At 71.7% G+C, this 24,162-nt stretch carries 26 protein-coding genes and 1 pseudogene; 8 read left to right on the top strand and 19 right to left on the bottom strand.

All coding sequences use genetic code 11. The features are described 5' to 3' along the window. The first annotated feature begins 29 nt into the window (after positions 1-29). Complete coding sequence (locus ACIPV1_RS15690; RefSeq protein WP_123937027.1) at positions 30-1,268, top strand: NAD(P)/FAD-dependent oxidoreductase; 1,239 nt, start codon at positions 30-32, stop codon at positions 1,266-1,268. Here ACIPV1_RS15690 and ACIPV1_RS15695 read toward each other — a convergent pair. The 10 genes and pseudogenes from ACIPV1_RS15695 to ACIPV1_RS15740 form a co-directional block, all read right to left on the bottom strand. After that, positions 1,247-1,528 carry a hypothetical protein gene (locus tag ACIPV1_RS15695; protein ID WP_402726762.1) on the bottom strand — a complete coding sequence of 94 codons (282 nt, stop codon included), beginning with the start codon at positions 1,526-1,528 and terminating at the stop codon, positions 1,247-1,249. The genes ACIPV1_RS15690 and ACIPV1_RS15695 overlap by 22 nt on opposite strands. Before the next feature lie 23 nt (positions 1,529-1,551). Beyond that, positions 1,552-3,237 carry a bifunctional 3'-5' exonuclease/DNA polymerase gene (locus ACIPV1_RS15700; RefSeq protein ID WP_402726763.1) on the bottom strand — a complete coding sequence of 562 codons (1,686 nt, stop codon included), beginning with the start codon at positions 3,235-3,237 and terminating at the stop codon, positions 1,552-1,554. Between the two features lie 78 nt (positions 3,238-3,315). Then, positions 3,316-3,465 (bottom strand): annotated as a pseudogene (locus ACIPV1_RS15705) (YegP family protein); the annotation flags it as partial. 124 nt (positions 3,466-3,589) lie between these two features. Beyond that, positions 3,590-3,796 carry a hypothetical protein gene (locus tag ACIPV1_RS15710; protein WP_111083557.1) on the bottom strand — a complete coding sequence of 69 codons (207 nt, stop codon included), beginning with the start codon at positions 3,794-3,796 and terminating at the stop codon, positions 3,590-3,592. Positions 3,797-3,830: 34 nt separating this feature from the next. After that, the gene (locus ACIPV1_RS15715) at positions 3,831-4,604 is read right to left on the bottom strand and encodes a hypothetical protein (RefSeq protein WP_402726764.1); all 774 of its coding nucleotides are present in this window, start codon (positions 4,602-4,604) and stop codon (positions 3,831-3,833) included. Then, positions 4,601-5,461 carry a carbohydrate ABC transporter permease gene (locus ACIPV1_RS15720; RefSeq protein WP_165901014.1) on the bottom strand — a complete coding sequence of 287 codons (861 nt, stop codon included), beginning with the start codon at positions 5,459-5,461 and terminating at the stop codon, positions 4,601-4,603. The genes ACIPV1_RS15715 and ACIPV1_RS15720 overlap by 4 nt, the downstream gene beginning before the upstream one ends. Next, the gene (locus ACIPV1_RS15725) at positions 5,458-6,435 is read right to left on the bottom strand and encodes a carbohydrate ABC transporter permease (protein WP_111083559.1); all 978 of its coding nucleotides are present in this window, start codon (positions 6,433-6,435) and stop codon (positions 5,458-5,460) included. Before ACIPV1_RS15725 ends, ACIPV1_RS15720 begins: the two co-directional genes overlap by 4 nt. An 11-nt stretch (positions 6,436-6,446) precedes the next feature. Further along, positions 6,447-7,772 (bottom strand): ABC transporter substrate-binding protein, encoded by a 1,326-nt coding sequence (locus ACIPV1_RS15730; protein WP_402726765.1) that lies wholly within the window; start codon positions 7,770-7,772, stop codon positions 6,447-6,449. 23 nt (positions 7,773-7,795) lie between these two features. After that, on the bottom strand, positions 7,796-9,046 hold the full coding sequence (locus ACIPV1_RS15735; protein ID WP_402726766.1) for a Gfo/Idh/MocA family protein: 1,251 nt from the start codon (positions 9,044-9,046) through the stop codon (positions 7,796-7,798). A gap of 148 nt (positions 9,047-9,194) precedes the next feature. Continuing rightward, positions 9,195-9,983, bottom strand: coding sequence for a DeoR/GlpR family DNA-binding transcription regulator (locus ACIPV1_RS15740; RefSeq protein WP_165901013.1), 789 nt, complete (start codon positions 9,981-9,983; stop codon positions 9,195-9,197). Positions 9,984-10,115: 132 nt separating this feature from the next. On the opposite strand from ACIPV1_RS15740, the gene ACIPV1_RS15745 reads away from it, so the two are divergent. The 5 genes from ACIPV1_RS15745 to ACIPV1_RS15765 are packed head-to-tail and all read left to right on the top strand — an operon-like array spanning position 10,116 to position 14,806. Further along, complete coding sequence (locus tag ACIPV1_RS15745) at positions 10,116-10,994, top strand: SIS domain-containing protein (protein WP_123293030.1); 879 nt, start codon at positions 10,116-10,118, stop codon at positions 10,992-10,994. Continuing rightward, positions 10,994-11,899 (top strand): ROK family protein, encoded by a 906-nt coding sequence (locus ACIPV1_RS15750; RefSeq protein ID WP_402726767.1) that lies wholly within the window; start codon positions 10,994-10,996, stop codon positions 11,897-11,899. Before ACIPV1_RS15745 ends, ACIPV1_RS15750 begins: the two co-directional genes overlap by 1 nt. After that, complete coding sequence (gene nagA / locus ACIPV1_RS15755; RefSeq protein ID WP_123293028.1) at positions 11,896-13,017, top strand: N-acetylglucosamine-6-phosphate deacetylase; 1,122 nt, start codon at positions 11,896-11,898, stop codon at positions 13,015-13,017. Before ACIPV1_RS15750 ends, nagA begins: the two co-directional genes overlap by 4 nt. Further along, positions 13,014-13,973, top strand: a complete 960-nt coding sequence (locus ACIPV1_RS15760; protein WP_131845885.1) for a 1-phosphofructokinase family hexose kinase — start codon at positions 13,014-13,016, stop codon at positions 13,971-13,973. The genes nagA and ACIPV1_RS15760 overlap by 4 nt, the downstream gene beginning before the upstream one ends. Further along, complete coding sequence (locus ACIPV1_RS15765) at positions 13,970-14,806, top strand: class II fructose-bisphosphate aldolase (protein ID WP_194671778.1); 837 nt, start codon at positions 13,970-13,972, stop codon at positions 14,804-14,806. The genes ACIPV1_RS15760 and ACIPV1_RS15765 overlap by 4 nt, the downstream gene beginning before the upstream one ends. Before the next feature lie 28 nt (positions 14,807-14,834). Here the strand turns inward: ACIPV1_RS15765 and ACIPV1_RS15770 are convergent, their stop codons facing one another. The 3 genes from ACIPV1_RS15770 to ACIPV1_RS15780 form a co-directional block, all read right to left on the bottom strand. Continuing rightward, positions 14,835-16,256, bottom strand: a complete 1,422-nt coding sequence (locus tag ACIPV1_RS15770) for an L-serine ammonia-lyase (RefSeq protein ID WP_402726768.1) — start codon at positions 16,254-16,256, stop codon at positions 14,835-14,837. Positions 16,257-16,314: 58 nt separating this feature from the next. Next, positions 16,315-16,509: a PspC domain-containing protein gene (locus tag ACIPV1_RS15775; protein WP_111083567.1), complete on the bottom strand. Its 195-nt coding sequence runs from the start codon at positions 16,507-16,509 to the stop codon at positions 16,315-16,317. A gap of 100 nt (positions 16,510-16,609) precedes the next feature. Continuing rightward, the gene (locus ACIPV1_RS15780) at positions 16,610-17,548 is read right to left on the bottom strand and encodes an NADP-dependent oxidoreductase (protein WP_402726769.1); all 939 of its coding nucleotides are present in this window, start codon (positions 17,546-17,548) and stop codon (positions 16,610-16,612) included. 78 nt (positions 17,549-17,626) lie between these two features. Between ACIPV1_RS15780 and ACIPV1_RS15785 the strand changes: the two genes are divergently transcribed. Continuing rightward, on the top strand, positions 17,627-18,445 hold the full coding sequence (locus ACIPV1_RS15785; RefSeq protein ID WP_131920932.1) for a shikimate 5-dehydrogenase: 819 nt from the start codon (positions 17,627-17,629) through the stop codon (positions 18,443-18,445). A 77-nt stretch (positions 18,446-18,522) separates the two neighbouring features. Here ACIPV1_RS15785 and ACIPV1_RS15790 read toward each other — a convergent pair whose 3' ends face one another. From ACIPV1_RS15790 to ACIPV1_RS15800, 3 genes are read right to left on the bottom strand one after another with little or no spacing between them, the layout of a single operon-like run. After that, the gene (locus tag ACIPV1_RS15790) at positions 18,523-18,966 is read right to left on the bottom strand and encodes an SRPBCC family protein (RefSeq protein ID WP_402726770.1); all 444 of its coding nucleotides are present in this window, start codon (positions 18,964-18,966) and stop codon (positions 18,523-18,525) included. A 5-nt stretch (positions 18,967-18,971) separates the two neighbouring features. Next, positions 18,972-20,417: a phytoene desaturase family protein gene (locus ACIPV1_RS15795; protein ID WP_402726771.1), complete on the bottom strand. Its 1,446-nt coding sequence runs from the start codon at positions 20,415-20,417 to the stop codon at positions 18,972-18,974. Between the two features lie 39 nt (positions 20,418-20,456). Then, on the bottom strand, positions 20,457-21,125 hold the full coding sequence (locus tag ACIPV1_RS15800) for a hypothetical protein (protein WP_111083572.1): 669 nt from the start codon (positions 21,123-21,125) through the stop codon (positions 20,457-20,459). Positions 21,126-21,227: 102 nt separating this feature from the next. On the opposite strand from ACIPV1_RS15800, the gene ACIPV1_RS15805 reads away from it, so the two are divergent. Then, positions 21,228-21,503, top strand: a complete 276-nt coding sequence (locus ACIPV1_RS15805) for a hypothetical protein (RefSeq protein WP_123339397.1) — start codon at positions 21,228-21,230, stop codon at positions 21,501-21,503. A gap of 40 nt (positions 21,504-21,543) precedes the next feature. On the opposite strand, the gene ACIPV1_RS15810 is transcribed toward ACIPV1_RS15805, so the two are convergent. From ACIPV1_RS15810 to ACIPV1_RS15820, 3 genes are read right to left on the bottom strand one after another with little or no spacing between them, the layout of a single operon-like run. Next, the gene (locus ACIPV1_RS15810) at positions 21,544-22,071 is read right to left on the bottom strand and encodes a GNAT family N-acetyltransferase (RefSeq protein WP_123293021.1); all 528 of its coding nucleotides are present in this window, start codon (positions 22,069-22,071) and stop codon (positions 21,544-21,546) included. A gap of 26 nt (positions 22,072-22,097) precedes the next feature. Beyond that, on the bottom strand, positions 22,098-23,375 hold the full coding sequence (locus ACIPV1_RS15815) for an ABC transporter permease (RefSeq protein WP_402726772.1): 1,278 nt from the start codon (positions 23,373-23,375) through the stop codon (positions 22,098-22,100). After that, positions 23,372-24,118 carry an ABC transporter ATP-binding protein gene (locus ACIPV1_RS15820; RefSeq protein WP_123293019.1) on the bottom strand — a complete coding sequence of 249 codons (747 nt, stop codon included), beginning with the start codon at positions 24,116-24,118 and terminating at the stop codon, positions 23,372-23,374. Before ACIPV1_RS15820 ends, ACIPV1_RS15815 begins: the two co-directional genes overlap by 4 nt. Positions 24,119-24,162 lie beyond the last annotated feature (44 nt).

A 24,162-nucleotide genomic window follows, 5' to 3' on the forward strand; every position in this document is an offset into this window, starting at 1 on the left:
TCGGTCAGTCCGACCGATCGGAGCACGCCATGACCAACACCACCACTGCCCCCACCATCGCCGTCGTGGGGGCGGGCCCCGGCGGCCTGCTCACCGCACGGATCCTGCAGCTCGGTGGACTCCACGTCACCGTGTACGACGCCGACGAGTCGCTCGCGGCGCGTGACCAGGGAGGAACGCTCGACCTCCATGCCGATAGCGGCCAGATCGCGATCGAGGACGCCCAACTCTCGCGCGAGTTCACCGCGCTCGCCCGCCCCGAGGGGCAGGCGCACCGGCTCCTGGACCCGTCGGGAACGGTCCTGGTCGACCAGGCCCCCGCCGACGGCGAAGCAGCCGCGCCCGAGATCGACCGTGCACAGCTCCGCCGGATGCTCGTCGAGTCACTCGCGCCGGACACGATCCGGTGGGGGCACCGGGTCGCCGCGGTCAGCGACGGCGTCATCACGTTCACGGACGGCTCCACGGCGTCGGCCGACCTCGTCGTCGGCGCGGACGGTGCGTGGTCGAGGGTGCGTGCAGCGCTCACCGATGCGGTGCCGTCGTACACCGGGGTCACCTTCGTCGAGGCGCTGTTCACCCGCGTCACCGAACAGCACCCCGAGATCGCCGAGCTCGTCGGCGACGGTCACATGTGGGCCAACGGCGACGGACGGACAATCGTGCTCCAGCGAAACAGCGGCGACGTCGTCCGCGGCTACGTCTCGATGCGCGCGGAGCTCGACTGGCTCGCCCACGCCGGGCTCGGCACCGCCGACGGTCGAGGCCGCGTCCTGGACGCGAACGGAACGCAGACGACCGACACCGAGCGCGTCCGGACGGCGCTCCGTGAACGGTTCGCCGAGTTCGCGCCGGAACTCCTCCGCGTCATCGACGACAGCGAGGGGTCGTTGCCGAACCGGCCGATCTTCGCCCTGCCGACGCCGACCAGGTGGGAGCACCGTGTCGGGATCACACTGCTCGGTGACGCTGCGCACGTCATGTCGCCCTTCGGCGGCAACGGCGTCAACCTCGCGCTCCTCGACGGAGCCGAACTCGCTCGCGCCGTCCTGACATCGGCCGGCGACGGCACGTCCCTGGACGACGCCGTGCGCGCGTACGAGGAGCGGATGGTCGAGCGTGGCGCCACGATCGGTCGCGCGGCGAACGACGCGATCGTCGAGCACTACGCCGTCGGCGGCCCGGACCTCGACAGCATCCCGGACTTCGACGCCGAGGCCGTCCGCTGGCGGGACGACGCCGTTGCCTACCGCGCCGCCCGGCGCTGATCGCGGCGCTCCAGCTCGGCACTCCGGCGAGACCGCTGGAGGATGACCAGCCCCACGGTCACACCGAGCGCGGTCATGAACGGGGTCATGAACCACGCGATGACGATCGGGACGGCCCGCTCCGCCGGCGCCTCGACGTGGAGCATCAACGACAGGGCGACGATCGGCAACGCGATCGTGGCCACCCAGGAGACCACCACCAGCACCATGAGCAGTACGGCGGCACCCCGGTGGTCTGACCTTCGGTACGGCGTCGTCACGACACCATGCAACCAGGTACCGGTCAGTCCTTCGCCTCGGAGTACGCCCCCACCACCGCGACCGACAGCGGGAACGTCACCGGGAAGTCCTGGAACAGCAAGCGTCCGGCGTCGACCGCGGCTTCACGGATCTGCGTCGCCACCCACTCGGCGTGCTCCTCCGGCGCGTGCACCACGATCTCGTCGTGCACGAAGAACACCAGGTGCGGGCCGTCCGTCACGGCCCTGGGGAACCGCGCGGTGAGCCGGGAGCGCAACGACCCCATCCACGCGAGCGCCCACTCGGCCGCGGTCCCCTGCACCACGAAGTTCCGGGTGAACCGCCCCCAGCTCCGCGCCCGTGACTCGACGGCACGCTGCATCGCCGGGGTCCCCTCGACCGTGTAGGCCTGGTTCCTGGCCTCGAACCACGACGACTCCGGCACGGGCGACGTCCGACCGAGCAACGTCGTGACGGCTTCGCCCCGCTCCCCCGCGCGTGCGGCGCGTTCGACCAGGTCGAGCGCACGCGGGAACGCCCGCACCAGGCGTGGGACGAGCCGGCCGCCCTCGCCCTGGGTGGCGCCGTACATCGCGCCGAGCATGGCCACCTTCGCCTGCTGCCGGGTCTCGACCGCGCCCGAGGCCACGACGCCGTCGTACAGGTCGCGTCCGTCGCCCGCGGAGGCCATCGCTCGGTCACCGGCCATCGCGGCGAGCACGCGGGGCTCGAGCTGCGCAGCGTCGGCCACGACGAGCTTCCAGCCCGGGTCGGCGATGACGGCCCCGCGGATGCCCTTCGGCAGCTGCATCGCTCCCCCGCCGTCGGCCGCCCAGCGTCCGGTCACGACGCCGCCGACCACGTACTTCGGGTGGAACCGGCCGTCGCGCACCCAGTCGTCGAGCCACGTCCAGCCGTTCGCCGTCAGGAGCCGCGCGAGTCGCTTGTACTCGAGCAGCGGTTCGATGACGGGGTGCTCGATCTCCTGCAGCTCCCACTTGCGGGTGCTCGTCACCATGAGCCCGGCACGGCGCAACGAGCGCAGGACGTCGGCCGGCGAGTCCGGGTTGAGCGTCGGGTCGTCGAGGCGGTCGCGGACGACGGCGGCGATCTCCTCGAGCCGGCGCGGCCGCACGCCGTACGGGACACGCGGCCCGAGCGTCTCCTCGAGCAAGCGTTCGTGCACGTCGGCACGCCACGGCAGCCCCGCGTGCAGCATCTCCGCCGCGACGAGGGCTCCGGCGGACTCGGCGGTCGTCAGCAGGCGGAGGGCACCGGGCGACGTCGACCCCGCGACCGCCGCGAGCTGTGCCCGGAACTCGGCGACCGGGTCGACGTCGTCGTCCGGCACCGACGCGGTGAACAGCGCGTCGTCGAAGAGCTGGGCCTGCGTCGGCCGGACGACCCGGGCCTCCGCCACCGGAGCGTCGAGCGCGTCCGCCGGTGCCGCCGCGAGTGCGGAGCCACGCGCGGCCAGCGCTGCGCGGAGGATCCGTCGGCACAACCGCAGGTCGACGCAGCGCCCCACGCGTCCGCCGGCGGCGAGCACGGCCGGGTACCAGCGTGCGGTGTCGTCCCACACCCAGCGCACGCTCGGTGCGTCGTGCGCCGCGACGAAGGCCGGGAGGCCCGACTCGTCCACGCGCATCGGCTCACCGCCAGCGGTCCCCGAGTCGGTCAGGGGCGTCGCGAAGACGCCGCCGTCGACGCGGCGGAGGACGAGGTGCACGGAACGATCATGCCGTGCCCCACCGTCACCGGCCGACGCCGACGATCAGGAGTCGAGTTCGACGATCTCGGCGGCCGGCGCGTTGGCCTGCACCGAGGCGATGCCGCTCTTCGCGCTCGCCTTGGTCGTGTACCCCTCGGACGTGGCGATGACCTCGCCGTTGCCCGCCTTCAGGTGGAAGCGGTACTCACCCTTGGCGTCGGTCCAGATCTCGAACTTGCCGGCCATGTCGACTCCTCGCGTCGATGCGATGGTGCACGGTGTCCGCGGAACGCGGATCACCTCGCACGCTACCGGTCGACGATCCCGAGCGGAAGAGCCGATCCGGCCCCGCGATCGGGCCGCGCCGGGTTCAGGCGCGCTTCGGACCGCCGGGGCGCACGGCTGCGGTGTCGGCCACGTCGATGCGGACGTCGCCGTCCTCGGCGCGGGACACCTCGACCCGGGGGTCGGCGTCGTGCGCGTCGGACCCGGACATGCGTCGGAAGGTGTCCTGGCGTCGTTCCTCGAACGTCATGTCCACGCCGTCGTCGAGGTGGTCGTGGTCGGGCTTCGTCATGCGCTGCACGGTACGCGCTGACTGCTGCGCGCGATCAGACGACGGGTGCGGTGCCGGTCCGTTCGGTCCAGTGCGCGCCCGCCGCCCACCGGTCGAGCACCGCCAGGGGCAGGCGACCGGACGCGTTCGAGGCGCGCGCCGTGGCCAGCGGCACACCGAACACGAACTTCGCCACGCTCTCGTCGCCCTCGGCGGCGTCGTGCGGGCCGGGTGGCGCGAGCCGGAACCGTCGGGCGAAGCGCACCAGGTTCGCGTCGGGGCCGAGCACCGCGGCCAGACCGGGATCGAGGATCCACGAGCGGCACTGCCACCGGTCGGCGGCGAGCGCCGGTGCGAGGGCGCGCAGGACCTCCGGCGCGCGGGCGAAGGACCGGTCGCAGGTGTCCGGATCGAGCGGCCCGGTCTCCGGGACGTGGACGCCCCAGGCCGGCTGGCCGTCGGGCAGGTGGTCGCCGAGTTCGTACTGGAGGCGCCCCACGGCCACCACGCGACCGGTCGCCACCGCGACGAGCCAGTCCACCCCCGTGCCACGCAGACCGTACCGGTCGAGTTTGCGGTCGACGTCCGACACGGACGCCTCGGCGAAGCTGCGCGGGAGCCCCTGCGCCTCGAGCGCCGCGGCGTTGCCGGGCACGGCCGCGCGGAGCGCGGCGACCAGCAGGGCGTCCCGCTGGGCGGGCTCCGCGTCGGCCACGGTGGCGGCCAGTGCGGCCGCCACCGTGGCGGAGTCGTCCGGCGACCCCACGGCGGCGGCGAGGACCGCGACGGACGCGGGACGGGCCTCCTGGCCGGGGGTGTCGGCGGTCACTTCAGACCGGACGAGGCGAGCCCGTCCATCACCCGCCGCTGCAGGACGATGAACATGATGAGCACCGGGGCCATGGCCATCAGGCTCGCGGCCATGAGCACCGGGTAGTCGATCGTCCGGTCGCTCGACAGCGTCGCGAGTCCTGCGGCGAGGGGCATGTCCTCGGCACGAGTCGAGACGACGAGCGGCCAGAGCAGCTCGTTCCACGACCACAGCACCGTCGTGATCGCGAGCACGCTGATCGAGGGACGGGCGAGCGGCAGCATGATCCGCCAGAACGTCTGGAACGGGTTCGCGCCGTCCATGCGCGCAGCCTCTTCGAGCTCGGGCGGCATGTTCAGGAACGCCGTCCGCATCAGGAAGGTGCCGAACGCGCTGAACAGGCCCGGCGCGACGATCCCCATCAGGGTGTCGAGCCATCCGAGCCCCTGCACGATCTGGTACTGCGAGATCAGGTAGACCTGCGACGGCACGAGCAGGATCGACAGCACGATCGCGAGCAGGATCGCCCGGCCGCGGAACCGCATGCGGGCGAAGGCGTAGCCGGCGAGCGTGCAGAGCACGATCTGCGCGAGGGTGCGGATGATCGTGACGTACACGGACGTGCCGAGCTGGCTGAGGAACGGCAGACGCTCGAACACCTGCGCGTAGTTCTGCCACTGCAGCTCCCCCGGCCAGAAGGTCGGGGTGACGGACTGCACCTGGGCGTTCGTGGACAGCGACATGATGATCTGCCAGACGAACGGGAACGCCATCGCGAAGCCGCCGACGCCGAGGACGACGTGGATCCACCAGTGACTGCCGCCGCGACGACCGGGCCGGCGTGCTGCCCGTGGCGGTGTGACGGTTGCGGTCATGCCTGCACCCACTTCCGTTGGACACGGAACTGCACGAGCGTGACGATGCCGATGAGCAGGAAGATCACCATGGCGATCGCGGCCGCGAAGCCCTTGTCGTTGTCGATGAACCCGGCGCTGTAGAAGTAGAAGACGAGCGACATCGTCTTCGGGATCACCGGGTTGGTGCTGCCGAGGATGGCGTAGAGCAGGTCGAACAGCTGGAAGCTCGAGATCGTCGTGACGATGACCACGAAGAAGATGCTCGGGCTGAGCAGCGGGACCGTGACGGAGCGGAACTGCCGCCAGCGGCTCGCGCCGTCGAGCTCGGCCGCCTCGTACAGCTCCGGTGGGATGTCCTTGAGGCCTGCGCCGAGAATGATCATCGAGAACCCGAGGGACGACCACAGGCCGACGAAGCTCACCGCGACGAGCGCGAACCCGGGCGTCGAGATCCAGTACGGACCGTCGATGCCGAACAGTCCGATGAACCAGTTCACGATGCCGTAGTCGCCGTTGAACATGATGCGCCAGACGAGGGCGATCGCGGCCGGCATGGCGACGTAGGGCAGGAAGAAGAGCACCCGGTAGAACTGCGCGAACCGCAGGCCCGGGGTGTTCAGCAGGCTGGCGAGCCACACCGCGATCGGGATGCCGGCCAGCACGATGACCGTGTAGACGATCGTGTTGAGCAGCGACTGGTACAGCTGCGGGTCACCGGCGAGCCGCACGTAGTTCGCGACGCCGCTGAACGTCGCACCGCCGAACACGCCCCAGCTGGTGAAGGAGTACCAGAACGTCTGGATGATCGGCCAGATGTAGAACGTGCCGACGCCGATGAGCAGCGGCAGGACGAACAGCCACGGCCACCAGCCGTCGGTCCGTCGGGGTGCGCGCTTGCCGCCGGCCGTCGGGCCGGGGGCGCCCCGCCCGGACGAACGCGTCGTCCGGGCGGGGGTGGAGGCGGCCTGCGGCCGCTCGGTGTTGATCGTCATCGGCTCGGGACTCACTGTTCCTTGGCGAGGGCGGCGTCCATCTTCTGCGCGAGCTGCTTCGCGACGTCGTCGACCGGGGTCGAACCGTCGAAGGCGTTCGGCAGGAGGTTGGTCTCGAGGGTGTTCCACGCGGCGGTGTTCTTCGACACCGGCAGGGGCTTGGCGTAGTCGACGGCGTCGAGGAACACCTGCAGGTCGGCGTCCGGCATCGTCTTCGTGAAGGCGGACTGCGTGCCCTCGTAGGCCGGGATGACGGCACCCATGTCGCCCTGCTGCTGCTGGGCGGTCTTGCCGGCGAGGTAGACCTGGAGCGCCTGCGCCGCGGCCTTGTTCTTGCTCGCCTCGGACACGACGTTCGAGACACCGTGGATGACGGTCGCCTGCTCCTTGCCCTTCGGCAGGGGGTACACGACGATGTCCTTCTCCATCGCGGTGCCGGTCAGGGCCGAGCGGAACCAGCTGCCGCCCTGGTACATCGCGAGCTTGCCCGACGTGAACCACTGGTCGGCGGTGGTGTCGGTGAGCTGCTTGATCGACGGCGAAGCGCCCGAGTCGATCAGGTCCGTCCAGAACTGCAGGCCCGCTTCCGATGCCTTCGAGGCGTACTCGGACTTCGTGCCGTCCGCGTTCACGACCGATCCCCCGGCCTGGAAGATCGTGTCGTAGTAGGTCGTCTGGCCGTCCATGCCGCCGGCCGCGCCGTACGCGCCGTCGGCCTTGAGCTTCTTGCTGAGCTCGGCGCCGGTCTTCTGGAAGTCGTCCCAGGTCCAGTCCTTCGACGGCAGGTCCATGCCGGCCTTCTCGAACAGGGCCTTGTTGACCCAGACGCCGATGGTGTCGAAGTCCTTCGGCACGCCGTACTGGGTGTCGTCGTACGTGTACAGGTCGTTCAGCGCGCTCGAGTACTTCGCGGGGTCGATGTCGCCGGCCTTGACCTCGCCGGTGATCGGCGCGAGCTTGCCGTTGGCCGCGTACAGCTGGAAGTTGGGGCCGTTCATCCAGAACAGGTCGGGCAGCGTGTTGCTCGAGCCCTGGGTCTGCAGCTTCGTCCAGTAGTTGGCGAACGGCGTGACGTCGACGCTGACCTTGATGTCCGGGTACTCCTCGTTGAAGCCCTTGAGGTTGGCCTTGATCGCCTTGACCTGGTTCTCGTCCCAGACGGCGTACGTCAGGTTCGCCTTGGTGTCCTTCGCGGCGGCGGTGTAGTCGCCGCCGGAGCTCGACGCCCCGGAGGACGTGGAGCACCCGGCGAGGAGTGCGGCCGCGCCGAGGGCGGCGACGGCGCCGACGAGGATCCGGCGGACGCCGGTTCCTCGGGCGGGGATGTGTGCGGTCATCGGGAGGTCCTTTCGCACGGCCGTCAGGAACCGACGGTCTGGGCGGGGTGGGTGGGGTGCGGAGCGGGTCGTGTGGAGGGTGTGGCGGGCCGGCTGAAGTGCGCGATCGTCTCGGCCGGCAGCGGCGGGACGTCGATGGGGACGGAACCGGTGCGCAGCGAACGGGTCGCCAGGGCACCGGCGGCGACCGCGGCGCGCGCCGCGATCGGGGACAGCTCCGTCGGTTCGCCGAGGGCGACGGACCGCAGGAACTCGGTCATGGTGATCAGATCGGCATCGGCGTGACCGTCCTCGACGCCGTCGATCGGGTACTCGCGGTCCCCCGCGGTGTCCCAGCCACGACGGTGCGTCCAGACCTTCACGACGCCACCGCCGGTGTCGCCGATGTTCTCGAGGCGACCCTCGGTGCCGATGACCGTGTAGTTCCGCCAGTAGTCCGGGGTGAAGTGGCACTGCTCGTAGCTGGCCTGCACGCCGTTGTCGAGCGTCATCATCACCATCGAGACGTCCTCGACGTCGACGACCGGGTTCAGCCCGGTCTGGGCGAGTGGCGGCCAGTTGTCGTGGGAGAACCAGTCCCCCATCAGCTCGCCGCTGCGGTCCCGTCGGTCGCTGACGTCGCCGTAGACCGACAGTGACCCCATGCCCACGACGCGGCTGGTGTCCCCGCCGCCGAGTGCGTGGATGACGTCCAGGTCGTGACTGGCCTTCTGCAGGAGCAGGGAGTTGACGTTCGCGCGGTCGGCGTGCCAGTCCTTGAAGTAGTAGTCCCCGCCGTTGCCGACGAAGTGGCGGCACCAGACGGCCTTGACCTCGCCGATCTCGCCGCGGTCGACGATCTCGCGCATCAGGCGGACGACGGCCGCGTGGCGGAAGTTGTGGCCGACGTAGAGCGAGGTACCCGTCTCGGCGGCGGTGTTGAGGACCGCGTCGGCGTCCTCGACCGTGATGGCGAGGGGCTTCTCGAGGTAGACGGCGATGCCCGCGCGGAGCAGGTCGATCGCGATCTCGGCGTGTGTCCAGTCCGGGGTGGTCACGATCGCGGCGTCGACCTGGCCCGTGAGGTCCCGGTGGTGCTCGACCACGAGCGCATCGGGGTACTCGGCCCGCCCGCGCTCGCGGCCCGCTGCGGTGACGTCCGCCACGGCGACGACCTGCGCCTGCAGTGCCGGGTCCGCGGCGACCGCCTCGGCGACGTGCCGTGCGATGGCGGACCGCTGGCCCATCCCGATCACCGCGACGCGGAGGATCCCGTTGTCAACGCCCATGCTCATCTCGCTCCCTTGCGTGATTGTGACGCCCATGATGCCGAATCGATCATGAATGCACAATAGGCGCTCACGGATCGCTCATGGGTCCACGACGGGAGGGTTTTACACGATCGAAACGTCGCGCCCGGGATCCGGGCGCTCGTCCGTCGGCTCAGTCGGCGACGACGAGCTCCACGCCGGCGCTGGCGAGGTCGGCTGCGAAGGCCGGCGGGACGGGCTGGTCGGTGACCAGGACGTCGATGCGGTCCAGCGGGCAGATCCTGGCGAACGTCGACCGCTCGATCTTGGTCGAGTCGGCGACCACGATGACCCGTCGGCCGACCGAGGCGAAGTGCCGGCTGACCTCGGCCTCGCCCTCGTGCATGGTCGTGGCGCCGTACTGCCCGGTGAGCCCGTCCACCCCGAGGACCACGAGGTCGAGCGCGAACTCGTCGAGGGTGTCGCGGACGAGTGGGCCGACGAGCTCGTACGACTGCCGCCGCGCCACCCCGCCCGTCACCACGATCTTGACGTTGGCGCGGACGGACAGCTCGTACCCGACGTTGAGCGCGTTCGTCACGATCGTGATCCCGAACTCACCGTCGGCACGGATGAACCGCTCGCTCTTGCCGAGTTCCCGCGCGACCTCGGTCGTGGTGGTCCCACCGTTCAGCCCGACGGTCTCGCCCGGCTGCACCAGTCGCGCGGCGGCACGGGCGATGGCGGTCTTCGCCTCGGCCTGGCGCGCGATCTTGTACTGCAGGGGCAGTTCGTAACCGGCCCCGAGCGCCGCTGCTCCGCCGTGCGTGCGCGTGACGAGCCGCTGGTCGGCGAGCGTCGTGAGGTCGCGTCGGGCCGTGGCGGCCGAGATCCCCAGCAGCTCGCCGATCTCGGCGATCGACACGTTGCCGCGTTCGCTCACCAGTTCGAGCAGGGCGTTCAGCCGCTGTTGGGGGGTCATGACGGCCATCCTACGGTGCCATCGCGCTTGCTCGGTGATCGGAATTGACGCTTTGGTCTTCCATCGCGCACGATCGCTCGCTACGCTTCCTGATCATCGATCACCCGGATCGAACCGGACCGGAAGGCTCCCATGACCGACACCTTCGTGAGCGCCGAACTGGCCTCCCAGCCGGAGACCTGGCGCGCCGCCGCAGCACTCCTGCCGACCTTCTCGGACGCGCTCCCCCAGCCCGGTGAACGCGTCGCCGTGATCGGCTGCGGCACGAGCTGGTTCATCGCGATGAGCTACGCCGTCGCCCGTGAGCAGGCCGGCCTCGGGGTCACCGACGCCTTCGCCGGCTCCGAGTACCCCGCATCGCGCGAGTACGACCGTGTGCTCACCATCAGCCGCTCGGGCACGACGACCGAGATCGTCGACCTGCTGCAGGCCCTGCCGTCGCAGCGCACCGTCCTGATCACGGCCGTCGCGGACAGTCCCGCCGCGGCCGTCGCCGACGACGTGGTCGCACTGCCCTTCGCCGACGAGCGCTCCGTCGTGCAGACGCGGTTCGCCACCACGGCGCTCGCCCTGCTGCGCGCGTCGATCGGCGACGACGTCGAGGCCCTCGCCGCCCAGGCCGAGATCGCGCTGACCCTGCCGATCGACGACCTGCTCGACGCCGAGCAGGTCTCCTTCGTGGGCCGCGGTGCCGCCGTCGGCCTGACGTTCGAGGCCGCACTCAAGACGCGGGAGGCTGCGCAGTTCTGGGCCGAGTCCTACCCGGCGATGGACTACCGGCACGGGCCGATCGCCATCGCGCAGCCCGGCCGGCTCGTCTGGTCGCTCGGTGCCGCACCGCAGGGGCTGGCCGACGAGGTCGCCGCCACCGGTGCGCGCTTCGTGCAGCACGACCTCGACCCGATCGCCGGCCTCGTCGTCGTGCACCGGTTCGCCGTCGCCCTGGCCGAGGGTCGTGGGCTGGACCCGGACAACCCCCGCTCGCTGACGCGGTCGGTCATCCTCACCTGATGGCGGGCGCAGGCACGGTGCTCGGGGTCGACGTCGGCGGCACGGGCACCAAGGCCCGGCTGACCGACGCCGACGGACTCGTCCTGGACGAGACCCGGGTCCCGACGCCGCGCGACGATCCGTCGGGGCTCCGACTTGCCGTGGCCGTCGCCGACCTGGCAGTGCGGGCGCTCGACCGCGGTCGGCTCGACGCCGTCGGGCTCGTCACGCCGGGTGTCGTCGACGAAGCCGCCGGCACCGTCGTCCTCGCGGTGAACCTCGGGTGGCGGGACGTGCCGGTCCGCGACCTCGTGCGGGCCGAGCTCGTCCGACGCGGCGTCGACGTCCCGATCGCCTTCGGCCACGACGTCCGCGCCGGTGCCCTCGCCGAGACCCACACCGGTGACACGGCGCTGTCCCGCGGATCGGTCGCGTTCGTACCCGTCGGCACCGGCCTGGCCAGCGCGCTGGTCGTCGACGGCCAGGTCGTGTCCGGGGGCGGATGGGCGGGGGAGATCGGCCAGGTGCTGATCCCGTCCGGACCGCACGAGGGGCTCCGGGTCGAGGAGATCGCATCGGCCGGGGGAGTCGCACGCCGCTCCGGGTCGGCATCGGCGCAAGCGGCCATGCTCCGGGTGCGCGACGGCGACCCCGTGGCGACCGCCGTCTGGGACGACTGCGTCGCCGTGCTCGCGGACGCCCTCGCCTGGACGACCGCGGTCGCCGGCTGCCACACCGTCATCGTCGGCGGGGGACTCGCCGAGTCCGGCCCGCTGCTGTTCGGGCCGCTCCGCACGGCGGTGGCCGAGCGGCTCGTCGGGGTCCGCGCCCCGGAGATCCTGCCGGCCGCCCACGGCGACGCCGCCGGAGCCATCGGCGCAGGTCTGCTCGCACGGCGGCTGCTCGAGAGCGGGGTGCTGCTGTGACCACGCTCGTCCGCGCGCCACGCATCGTGACCGCCGCCCACGACCTGCACGACGGGTGGCTCGTCCTCGGCGACGACGCCACCGTGCTCGCGGTCGGTGCCGGCACACCGCCGCGCGCGGACTCCGCGGTCACCGTCGAGGGCACCGTCGTGCCGGGCTTCGTCGACCTGCACGCCCACGGCGCACTCGGCCACGACTTCGCGACGTGTTCCGCAGCGGACGCCCGAGCGGCGGCCGCGCACCACCGGTCACGGGGGACCACGACGCTCGTCGCCTCGATCGCGACCGGGCGTCCCGACGACACCGTCGCAGCCCTCACGCGCCTGCGACCGCTCACCTCGGACGGCACGCTGGCGGGCCTGCACCTCGAAGGGCCGTGGTTGTCCCCGGCCCGCCGCGGAGCCCACCGGGTGGACCTGCTCCACGCGCCGGACCCGCTCGAGGTCGACGCGTACCTGGCGGCCGCCGACGGCGCGCTGCGGGTCGTGACACTCGCCCCCGAGCTCCCCGGCGCCCTCGACACCGTGGCGCGGTTCGTCGCCGCCGGGGTCGTCGTGGCGATCGGGCACACCGACGCCACCGCCGAGCAGACCCGCCGCGCGATCGACGCCGGTGCCACGCTCGTCACGCACCTGTTCAACGGCATGCCACCGCTGCACCACCGCACGCCGGGGCCGGTCGGGGTCGCCCTGACCGACGACCGCGTCCTGCTCGAGTGCATCGTCGACGGACACCACCTCGACCCGACCACGATCGGGCTCGTCCAGCGGAGCGCCCCTGGCCGCCTGGTGCTCGTGTCCGATGCGATGTCGGCGACGGGCTGCCCCGACGGTGACCACACCATCGCCGGGTCCGCGGTCTCGGTCCGCGGCGGTGTCGCGATGCTCGCCGACGGGTCGTCGTTGGCGGGCAGCACGATCACCGTCGCCGACGCGGTCCGTGGGCTGCTGACGAGCGGGGTCGCGGTGCCCGAGGTCGTCGCCGCCTCTGCCACACGTGCGGCTCGGCTGCTCGGTCGGCCGGCGCCGCTCACGGTCGGCGCACCCGCCGATCTCCTCGTGCTCGACCCCGACACCGGTGCGGTGCGGAACCCCCTGCGGACGGCGGTGGTCTCGTGATCGTCGTCGTCACCCCGAACCCGGCCGTCGACGTCACGTACCGGGTCGCCGAACAGCGCATCGGCGAGACCCAGCGGGTCCTCGACGTCGCACGGCACCCGGGTGGCAAGGGCCTGAACGTCGGTCGGGTCCTGGCGGCGACGGGTGTCGCGACGCACGCCGTCCTGCCCCTCGGGGAGACGCCCGGCCGCTGGGTGTCGGACGCGCTCGACGACCTCGGCCTCGGCCACACCGACGTCGTGGTGTCCGGCACGACCCGCACGACCGTCACCGTGGTCGACGACGTCGCCCATCCGACGATGTTCGGTGAGCCCGGCCCGGTGCTCACCGGCACCGAGTGGGACGCCGTCGCCGCAGCGGTCGACGGACTGCTCGGCCGCGCCGACGCCACCGGCCTCGTGGTGTCCGGTTCGCTGCCCGGCGGTGCCGCACCCGACGTCGTCGCGCGCTGGGTCGCCACGGCCCACGAGCACGGCGTCCTGAGCGTCGTGGACTGCTCCGGTGCCGCACTGCTGGCGGCGGCGAGCGCCGGTGCCATCGTCTGCAAGCCCAACCGCGAAGAGCTGCTCGAGGCCACGGGCGCCGCGGACGAACGCACCGCCGCCCTCCGGCTGCTGGAACGCGGTGCGGGCGTCGTCGTGGTCTCCCGCGGTGCGCACGGCATCGCCGCCCACACCACGGACCACGTGCTCGAGGTTCCAGCGGTGCCCGGCGTCTCGGGCAACCCGACCGGGGCGGGCGACGCAGCGACCGCCGGTCTGGTCGGTGCCCTGGTCCGCTCGGGTCACCAGCAGGGCACCGGTGCCCCATTCACCGACGACACCCTGCTCCGAGCGCTCCGGTCCGCCGCCGCCCACGGCGCCGCCGCCGTCCTGCGCCCGGTGGCCGGCGAGGTCGACCCCGCCGACGTCCACCGCTTCCTGACCCACCCCGACCGAACGAGGACCCCAGCATGATCACCGACCTCGCCCTGACGGGCCTGCTCGACACCGCCCGCACGGCACACCGCGGCGTGGGCGCGTTCAACGTCGTGCTGCTCGAGCACGCCGAGGCCATCGTCACCGGGGCCGAGCGGGCCGGACTGCCCGTCATCCTGCAGATCAGCGAGAACTGCGTCCGGTACCACGGCGGTCTCGCACCGATCACGACCGCGACCCAGGCGATCGCCCGGGCCGCCGACGTCGACGTCCTGGTCCACCTCGACCACATCGAGGACCCGGACCTCGTCGCCGCCGGCATCGACCTGGGCGTCGACTCCGTCATGTACGACGGCTCGCACCTGGACTTCGCGGCGAACGTCGCCGCCACCCGTGCCCTCGCGGTCCGGTGTCACGCCGCCGGCGTCGCCATCGAGGCCGAGCTCGGCGAAGTGGGCGGCAAGGACGGCGTGCACGCTCCGGGTGTCCGCACCGACCCCACCGATGCCGCCGCGTTCGTGGCCGACACCGGGGTGGACGCCCTGGCCGTCGCCGTCGGGACCTCGCACGCGATGCAGACCCGCGAAGCCTCGGTCGACCGCGACCTGGTGGAACGCCTGCGTGACGCGGTGCCGGTCCCGCTGGTCCTGCACGGTTCGTCGGGACTGTCCGACGACGAACTGCGCGGCGCGGTGCAGGCCGGCATGACGAAGATCAACATCTCGACGCACCTGAACGGCCTGTTCACGCGTGCCCTGCGCACCGTGCTCGACGAGCGGCCCGACCTGGTCGACCCACGGAAGTACGTGTCGGCGGGGCGCGAAGCGATCTCCACCGAGACCGCCCGGCTGCTGACGCTCCTGCACGGCTGAGCGGTCGCGGCCCGGGCAGCCGGATCGTTCAGCAGAGCGGGACGTTCACCGCGAGCCCGCCCATGGCGGTCTCCTTGTACTTCGTCGACATGTCCGCCCCGGTCTGCCGCATCGTCTCGACGACCTGGTCGAGCGACACGTGGTGCACGCCGTCGCCACGGAGGGCCATCCGTGCGGCGTTGATCGCCTTGTTCGCGGCGATCGCGTTCCGCTCGATGCACGGGATCTGCACCAGGCCGCCGATCGGGTCGCAGGTGAGCCCGAGGTTGTGCTCCATCGCGATCTCCGCGGCGTTCTCGACCTGTTCCGGGCTGCCCCCGAGGACCTCGGCGAGTCCGGCGGCCGCCATCGACGCGGCCGAGCCGACCTCGCCCTGGCACCCGACCTCGGCACCGGAGATCGATGCGCGCTCCTTGTAGATCGACCCGACGGCGCCGGCTGTGAGCAGGAACCGCACGACGGCGTCGTCCCGGTCGGCAGCGGTGATCGCGGGGACGTAGGTGAGCGCGTAGTACAACACCGCGGGGATGATGCCGGCGGCGCCGTTGGTGGGTGCGGTGACGACCCGGCCGCCGGTGGCGTTCTCCTCGTTCACCGCCATGGCGACGAGGTTCACCCACTCCATGGCGAACAGCGGGTCGTGGTCGGGGTCCTCGCGGGTGAGCTGCTCGTGCCACGTGGCTGCACGACGCCGGACGTCGAGCCCGCCGGGCAGGCATCCGTCACGGCGGACGGAGCGGTCGACGCACGAGTCCATGACGGCATGGATGTCGAGCAGCCCGGAGCGGACGTCGGCGTCGGTCCGGGTGACCGACTCGTTGGCGAGCGCCACTCCGCTGATCGGCAGACCGGAGGCAGCGCAGGCGGCCAGCAGCTCGGCGCCGCTCGAGAACGGGTACGGCACGCGGTCGTCGACCGGGATCGCCGCCCCCGCGACCACGGCACCGTCGTCCACCGCACCGCCGTCCTCGCCGTCGCCGTCGCCGTCGCCGTCGCCGTCGCGAGCGATGAAGCCGCCGCCGATCGAGTAGTACGTCTCGTCGGCCAGGTCGGCACCGGCTCCGTCACGGGCTCGCAGCCGCATGGCGTTCGGGTGCCGGGGCAGCATGGTCAGGGGGTGTAGCACGATGTCGGCGAGCCGGAACGGCACGGTCGCCCCACCGTCGAGCCGGAGCAGGCCGTCGCGTTCGAGGGTGTCGAGCGCCGCGGACATCGCGTCCGGGTCGACGGTCTCGGGGTGGGACCCCATCAGGCCGGCGACCACGGCGCCGAGGGTGCCGTGGCCCTGTCCCGTCGACGCCAGTGAGCCGTACAGGTCGACGGCGACGGAGGCGACGGGCAGCCCGGCCACCAGGGACGCGAACTCGGCGCCGGCCCGCATCGGCCCGACGGTGTGCGAGCTCGAGGGACCGACACCCACGCTGAACAGATCGAAGACGGAGACCGGCACGCCGCCACACTAACCCGTCCGGACGGACCGGGCTCAGCCCCGTCCGGACGGACCGGGATCAGCGGCGGGTGTTGCCCTCTGCCGGCACCACGAACCACAGGACGACGTAGGCGATCCACAGCGGCCCGGGGAACAGGCTCAGGATCACCCAGCCGATGCGGACGAGGGTGCGGGACAGGCCGAAGCGATCGGCGAGGCCGGCGCAGACACCGGCGAGGATGCGGCCGTTGCGGGGGCGGGAGAGTGTGCTCATGGGGACGACGCTACGCACCGGCGACGAGCGAGGGCATCCGGGCAGTACCCCGGAGAACGGTGGGGACAACCCCCGAACGACCCCGAAGGCCCGATGCCCGTCAGGGGATCAGCACGATCTTCCCGCGGGTGTGCCGCTGCTCCAGCTGCTCGTACGCGTCCTGCACCCGGTCGAGCGGGAACGTCGCCGCGATCGGCACCTCGACCTCGCCGTTCGCCACCTGCATCGCGAGGGCGCCGAGGATCTCCGGGTCGGCGGTGTCCGCACTGCCGGAGGCCTTCGCGCCGACCTCGGCGGCAGCCTCGAACGCGATGATCGTCTCGATGCGGTCGACCGGCACGCCCAGGGCGATCCCCAGGTGCACGTACTCCGGACCGTAGGTGTCGATGACGGCGTCGATGCCGTTGGTGGCGAGCTCGGTGATGCGCTCCTGCAGGCCATCGCCGTAGGCGACGGGCCGTGCACGCTTCGACCGGAGCCACTCGTGGTTCGCCTCGGACGCGATCGCGATCACGTCGATGCCCTCGTTCGTCAGCAGCTGCGTGACGAACCCGCCGACACCACCGGCGGCACCGGACACGACGACGGTCTCGCCGGGTCGGGGGTCGACGGCACGGACGGCTGCGGCAGCGGTCGTGGCGACGATGTCGAGCCCGCCAGCGACGGTCCAGTCGAGCAGCCGGGGCTTCTGCACGACCTGTTCGGCCGGCACCGAGACGTACTCGGCCTGGCTCGCGCGGTCCCACGACCACCCGAGGACCTCTTCGCCCTCGTCGACGCCGTCGACGCCCTCACCGACGGCCACGACGATGCCGGCGAAATCGGTGCCCTGACCGGACGGCAGCGCGTCGGGGGACCCGCCGTCGAGCAGCCCCTGGCGGATCGCCGACTCGCCCGGGTTGATGCCGGCGGCGCGGACCCGGACGAGCACCCGACCGGCGGCGGCCTCGGGGACGGGGACCTCAGCGACGTGCAGCACGGAGCGGTCACCCCACTCGTCGAAGCGGACGGCGCGCATGGTCTCCGGGATCTCAGTCATCGCGTCCGACGGTACCCCGAGCATGACGAACGGTCCGCGTGGACCGCTCCATCGGCACGACGGTGGGAGACTGGCCCCATGCCCATCCTCAACAAGGACATGCAGGTCTGCATGTCGCTCGCGGCCCGGCCGAGCAACATCGGCACCCGGTTCCACAACTTCCTGTACGACGAGCTCGGGCTCAACTTCCTGTACAAGGCGTTCACCACGACCGACCTGCCCGGCGCCGTGGCCGGCATCCGCGCCCTCGGCATCCGCGGCTGCTCGGTGTCGATGCCCTTCAAGGAGGCGATCATCCCGCTCGTCGACCACGTCGAGGAGTCCGCCGCCGCCATCCAGTCGGTGAACACGGTCGTGAACGACGACGGCGTGCTCACCGCGTCGAACACCGACTACGAGGCGATCGCCGCCCTGCTCGGGTCGCACGACGTCGACACCGCGTCCCGGGTGCTGGTCCGCGGCTCCGGCGGCATGGCGAAGGCCGTGACCGCGGCGTTCCGCGGCGCCGGCTTCGACCGCCTGACGGTCGTCGCCCGCAACGAGCAGACCGGTTCGGCGCTCGCGTCGCAGTACGGCTACGAGTGGGTCGCCGAGGAGCGCGAGGCCGGGGCGTCCGACCTGGTGGTCAACGTCACGCCGCTCGGCATGCGGGGCGACCAGCAGGACGCGCTCGCCTTCGCGCAGGACCGGATCGAGGCGGCCCACACGGTCTTCGACGTGGTCGCGTTCCCGTCCGAGACCCCGCTGGTCCGTGCGGGGCGGGATGCCGGCAAGCACGTCATCACCGGCGCCGAGGTCATCGCCCTCCAGGCGGCGCGGCAGTTCGAGCGGTACACGGGCGTCGCCCTGACGGACGACCAGGTGGCGCGCGCCAGCGAGTTCTCGCGCGCCGAGTAGTCGACGCGCCCACAGGGCGGACGGGAGGCACGGGGCCAGCTGGCACCGCGCCTCCCGTCCGCCTTTGTGGGAACGTCTCAGGCGTTCGTCGCGCGCCCGACGGCCACCCACCCGAGTCGGCGCAGCGTCTCGTGGTTCCGGACCCAGATGAGCGGCTGCATGAGGAAGTCGGGGACCCAGGCGCCCGGACCGGCGACGGCGTTCTCGACGATCGTCACCTTGCAGCCCTTGCGGTGCGGCTCCACGGTCAGCTCCACGCGGGCCTCACCGATCGGCCACCCCTTCGGCTGGATCACCATGCGGTGCGGCGGATCCCACACCAACGAGGTCGTGACGTCGTCGATGACGAGCGGCCAGGCACCGAACGAGTGGTGCAGGTGCGTGCCGACCTGCGGCCAACCGGCCTCCTGCTTCCGCATGCGCGAGGCGCCGACCACCCAGGTCGTGTAGAGCCAGCCGTCGCCGAGCACGTCGAAGACGTCCTCGGGAGCGCAGTGCAGGATGCGGAGGTTCTTCGCCATGGTGATCAGCCTTCCGGGGTGAGGTCGACGTCGTCGGGCAGCCCGAAGGTGTGGCGGAGTGCGCTCTTCGCGGCACGCCAACCGGCCATGCCGTGCACACCGGGGCCAGGCGCCGACGACTCGGAGCACAGGTACATGCCGCCGCCCATCCGCCACGGGTCGCTGGACAGCACCGGGCGCTTCACGAGCTGCCAGAAGCTCGCGGCACCGGCGGCGATGTCGCCGCCGACGTAGTTCGGGTTGTGGTCCGACATGTGCGCTGCCGTCCGGCTCGACGTGTGCAGGATCGTGTCACGGAACCCCGGCGCGAACCGTTCGACCTGGCGCGTGATCGCCTCGGTCTGGTCGACGTCGGACCCCGCCGGCACGTGCGCGTAGGCCCAGAAGACGTGCTTGCCCTTCGGCGCCCGGGTCGGGTCGACGACGGTCGGCTCGGAACCGAGCACGTACGGCCGTTCGGCGTGCTGGCCGTGCGCGACCGAGCCCTCCGCAGCGGCGATCTCGGCTCGTGTCCCGCCGATGTGCACCGTGCCGGCCCGGCGCAGCGCCTCGTTCGTCCACGGCACCGGATCAGACAGCGCGAAGTCGACCTTCGCGGCCGCGTTGCCGAACCGGAACCGGCGGAGCGCACCGCGCTTCGGCGTGGGGATCTGCGAGCCGGCGATCCGCAGCATGCCGGGGACACTCGTGTCGAAGAGCACCGCCTTCGCCGGGGTGAGGTCACCGAGCGACCGGACCTCGTGCCCGGTGACGATCCGTCCGCCGTGCGCGACGAGGTCGTCGGCGAGCGCGTCGACGATCGCCTGGCTGCCGCCGATCGGCACGGGCCAGCCGCGCGCGTGCGCGTAGGCGCCGAGCGACAGCGCCGCGGCGGCCGTCGACAGCGAGGGCATGTGCTGGATGGAGTGCGCGGCGACCCCGGAGACCATCGCCGGGGCGGCGTCCTGCCGGAAGCGGGCGTTCCAGGCGCTGCTGCCCTGCTCGAGTGCGCGCAGGCCGAACCGCAGCACCGTGAGCGGGTGTCGCGGCACGTGCAGGAGGGCGTCGGTGGCGAAGTCGGCGACCTGGTCGGCCGCGCGGGCGAGCGGGCCCATCAGGTTCCGGAAGGCCGGGCCGTCCACACCGAGCTCGGCGGCCGTCCGCTCGAGGTCCTGGTACGCGATGCCCGCGCGCCCCCGGTCGAGCGGGTGCCCGTACTGCACCTCGGGCAGACGGAGCTCGATGCGCTCCTCCATCCGGAACAGCCGGAAGAACTCGGACTGCAGCGCCATCGGGTGCACCGCCGAGCAGACGTCGTGCAGGAACCCCGGCAGGGTGAGCTCGGCGGTGCGCGCACCACCGCCGATCGTGTCGTTCCGTTCGACCACCTCGACGGACAAGCCCGCACGGGCGAGCGTCACCGCCGCCGCGAGTCCGTTCGGTCCGGCCCCGACGACCACCGCATCAACCATGGTCCGAGCCTAGGGACTCGTGTCTGCGCGTGGTCCCGGTCAGGGGCGAGCGACGTCGGGGTCAGCAGGGTCGGAGCCGTCCTCGTCGCCGTCGGCGTCGTCGGGTTCGTCGGCGTCGACCGGGGTCGAGCCCACGGGGTGCTCGGCCAGCAACGTCGCGAAGTCCTCGTCGAGCATCTGCTGCAGACGGTCGTCGCGCCCGATCTCGTAGTCGTCGGCCGGACGCTGGGCCCAGCCGAGGCGCCCGACCACCGTGGTGCCGATGTCGTCCCAGGCTCGGGCGCGGGCGGCGAGCACGATGCCGTCGACGAAGTGCTGGTCGTCGCGGCGCTTGTCGAGCATCGTCGCGAGTTGCTCGTACGTCGCCTCGCGCGTGCGCAGCTTGAGGTCGTCACCCCGGCGGTAGTCGTGCTGGTGCCGTGAACGGCCCTTCGACTTGCTCGACGTCGACCGGATCTCCCGCATGCGCGCGGCGTCGCCCCGCTGCTCCTCGGCCATGCGGTGGAGCTCCTCGCGCGCGGCCTCGGCGATCAGCGCGTGGTCGAAGTACCCCTGGTCGCGCAGCGCGTTGGTGATGATCCGGTTGCCGACCGCGATCGTGACCGCGGCCTTCGCGATGAGGAACCCCTCGTCGACGGCCCGCTTCAGTTCGACCTGGCTGATGGGTCGATCGCGCACGTCGTGGTTGCGTCGTCCGAACAAGGCCATGCTCCGACGATACCGGCGTCCGGTGACCATCCGTCGGCAGGTGGACCCGGATCACGCCCTGGAGGGACGACACGCCACGAGTGGTTCCGTAGCGTCGGGTGCATGGTCACGTACACGGAGTCCCCCCGCACCGGTCTCGGCACCGCGAGCCTCGTCCTCGGGATCTGCTCGCTGCTCGCCGGTTGGACGTTCGTCGCGCCGATAGTCGGGCTGTGCCTGGGCGTCGCGTCGCGCAGCCGGGAACCGCTCGCCCGTGGTCGCGCGGGCTGGGGGATCTTCCTGAACCTCATCGCGCTCGCCGTCTGGATCCTGCTGCTCGTGCTGGCGGTCGTCGGCGGTGTGTTCGCGGTCTGGCAGGGCGCGACGCAGGGCTCCTGACGCACGCGCACGCGCAGGGGGGGGCGGCGGGGAGTCTCGCCTAGAGCAGCAGGCCGTAGACGGCGACGTCGGCGCGGACGGGCCCGAGCGGCAGCGCGCCCCGCAGAGTGCCCTCGAGGGCGAACCCGAGCCGTTCGGCGAGCGCGCGGCTGCGGACGTTGTCGACGCCGGTCCGGATCTCGAGCCGTGCGGTGCCGCGTGCCCGCGCGACCTCGACCAGCACGCCGGCGGCCCGCCCCGCGACACCGCGGCCCTCGTGTCCGGCGTCCACCCAGTAGCCGAGTGACGCCTGGCCCAGGTACGGGTCGAAGGTCAGCGACGCCACCCCGACGATGCGGTCGTCGGAACGGATGACGCAGGGGAGCGCGCGGTCCATCGCGAACTGGCCGAGCAGCCGTTCGGTGTGCAGTCCGATGGTCTCGCGGTCCTGCGGATCCCACGCCCACGGTTCGGCCGCCCGGAGCCGGTCGAGGTTCGCGCGCACGAGTTCCAGCACCGGGTCGACCGTCGTCAGGTCGCGCAGCGTCAGCGTGTACCCGTCGCCGAGGTCCCGCCCGAATGCCGCCACCCGTCAGAGACTATGCACGCCGGGCGCTACTCGTACCGGAGCGCCTCGATCGGGTTCTGCCGTGCGGCGCGGCGCGCGGGGAGGGTGCCGGCGAGGAACGCGATGAACATCACGACGAGGATGATCGTCGCCACCGAACTCGGCGCGAACTGCATGATCTGCAGGCCCGGCAGGTCCTTGAGCACCGTGCCCGCGAGCACGTTCGAGATGCCCGTCCCGAGCAGGATCGCGACACCGGCTCCGATCGCGCTGCCGAGGAACCCGATGAAGACCGCCTCGAGCGAGAACAGCGTGTAGACCTTGCCGCCGCCCATGCCCATCGCCTTCATCAGGCCGATCTCGCGGGTGCGTTCCTGCACGCTCATCAGCAGCGTGTTGATGATGCCGAAGCCCGCTGCCACCAGGGCGATGACGGCGAAGGCGTTCAGGACCCCGACGATGCCGCTGATGACGGTCTGGAACTGGCCGAGCTGGTCCTGGATGGTCTGCCCGAGGAACCCGTCGTCCGACAGCGCCTTCTTGACCGTGGTCGCGGAGGCCCCGGAGTCGAGCGTCGCGGTGGCGCTGGCGTACGAGGTCGCGATCGAGTCCGGCTTGCCGACCTCCTGCGCGGCCTGCATCGCGTCGGTGAGGGCCGCGTTCGCACCGGCACCGCCGCCGAACAGCGACTCGTTCTGCACACCGACCACCGTCGCGGTGAGGGTGTGCTCCTTACCCTGGTAGTCGTCCACCGCGAAGGTGAGTTCCTTGCCGACGGCGGCCTTCGCGCTGCCGAGCCCGAGGTTCTCCAGGTAGTTCGTCGGCAGGATCACCTGGTTCGCGTCGGTGTCGTCGTCGAGCTGCTTCCCGCTCGCCAGGTCGGCGTCGAGTTCCCCCGCGTTGGCGGTCAGGGAGACGACGTACTTGCCGTCGTCGCCGTGCTCGGCGTACTTCGGCGCCAGGGCGACCGCCGGACGGATGCTCTTGATGCCGTCGATCGCACGGATGTCGTCGACGTCGGACTGCGACAGGTACGAGAACGACGCCGGACCGCGGTCGACGCTCTGGCCGGACTCGTCGGGGTCATACTCCGCCGGTCCGCTGTCGGTCGACGTGGTGTCGACGGCCTTCGTGATGGTCAGGGAACCGGTGTCTCCGATCGACGAGACCTGGGTGTCGATGTAGTTGCTGACCCCCGTACCGATCGCCGAGGTCAGCGTGATCGTGAAGGCGCCGATGAAGATCGCGATGACGGTCAGGGTCGTGCGCAGCTTCGACCGGAAGGTGTTCGAGACCGCGGTGCGGAGCAGGTCGAGGAAGTTCATGCGGAGTGCCTTCCGTGCGTGGCCTGCTGGTCGATGGCGGCACCGGCGGTGGGTGTGCCGTCCGATCCACCGACGATGAGTCCGTCGCGGACGTTGACGCTGCGGTCGCAGCGGGCGGCGAGTTCTTCGTCGTGGGTGACCACGACGAGCGTGATCCCGCGTTCGCGCTGCAGGCCGAAGAGCATGTCCTCGACCACCTGCCCGGTGTTCGTGTCGAGGTTGCCGGTCGGCTCGTCGGCGAAGATGACGCTCGGCTCACCGACCAGCGCGCGTGCGATGACCACGCGCTGCTTCTGCCCGCCGGACAGGTCGTTGGCGTCGTTCTTCGCCTTGTCGGCCAGGCCGAGGGAGTCGAGCGCCGCCATGCCGCGGCGCTTCCGCTCGGCCCCGGAGACGCCCGCGATCTTGAGCGGCAGCACGACGTTGTCGAGGACCGAGGTCTTGGGGGTCAGGAAGAACTGCTGGAACACGAACCCGAAGGTGCTGTTGCGCGTGCGGTTCACCTGTCGGGCTCCGAGCGTCGCCGCGTCGGTGCCGTCGAGCAGGACCTGCCCGGTGGACGGCTTGTCGAGCAGTGCGAGCAGGTGCATGAGCGTCGACTTGCCCGATCCGGACTTGCCGACGATCGCCAGGCTCTCGCCCTGGTGCACCTGGAGTGACACCCCTTTGAGCGCGTCGAACCGCGTCGGGCCTCGGCCGTAGGTCCTGGCGAGGTCACGGGCCTCGAGCACGGGAGTGGTCATGGCCCCACCGTAGTGTCCGCTGCACGACTGCAAGTTTGCGTTTG

This window comes from Curtobacterium sp. NPDC089991 (genome assembly GCF_044748425.1).
In the GTDB taxonomy this organism is placed as follows: domain Bacteria; phylum Actinomycetota; class Actinomycetes; order Actinomycetales; family Microbacteriaceae; genus Curtobacterium.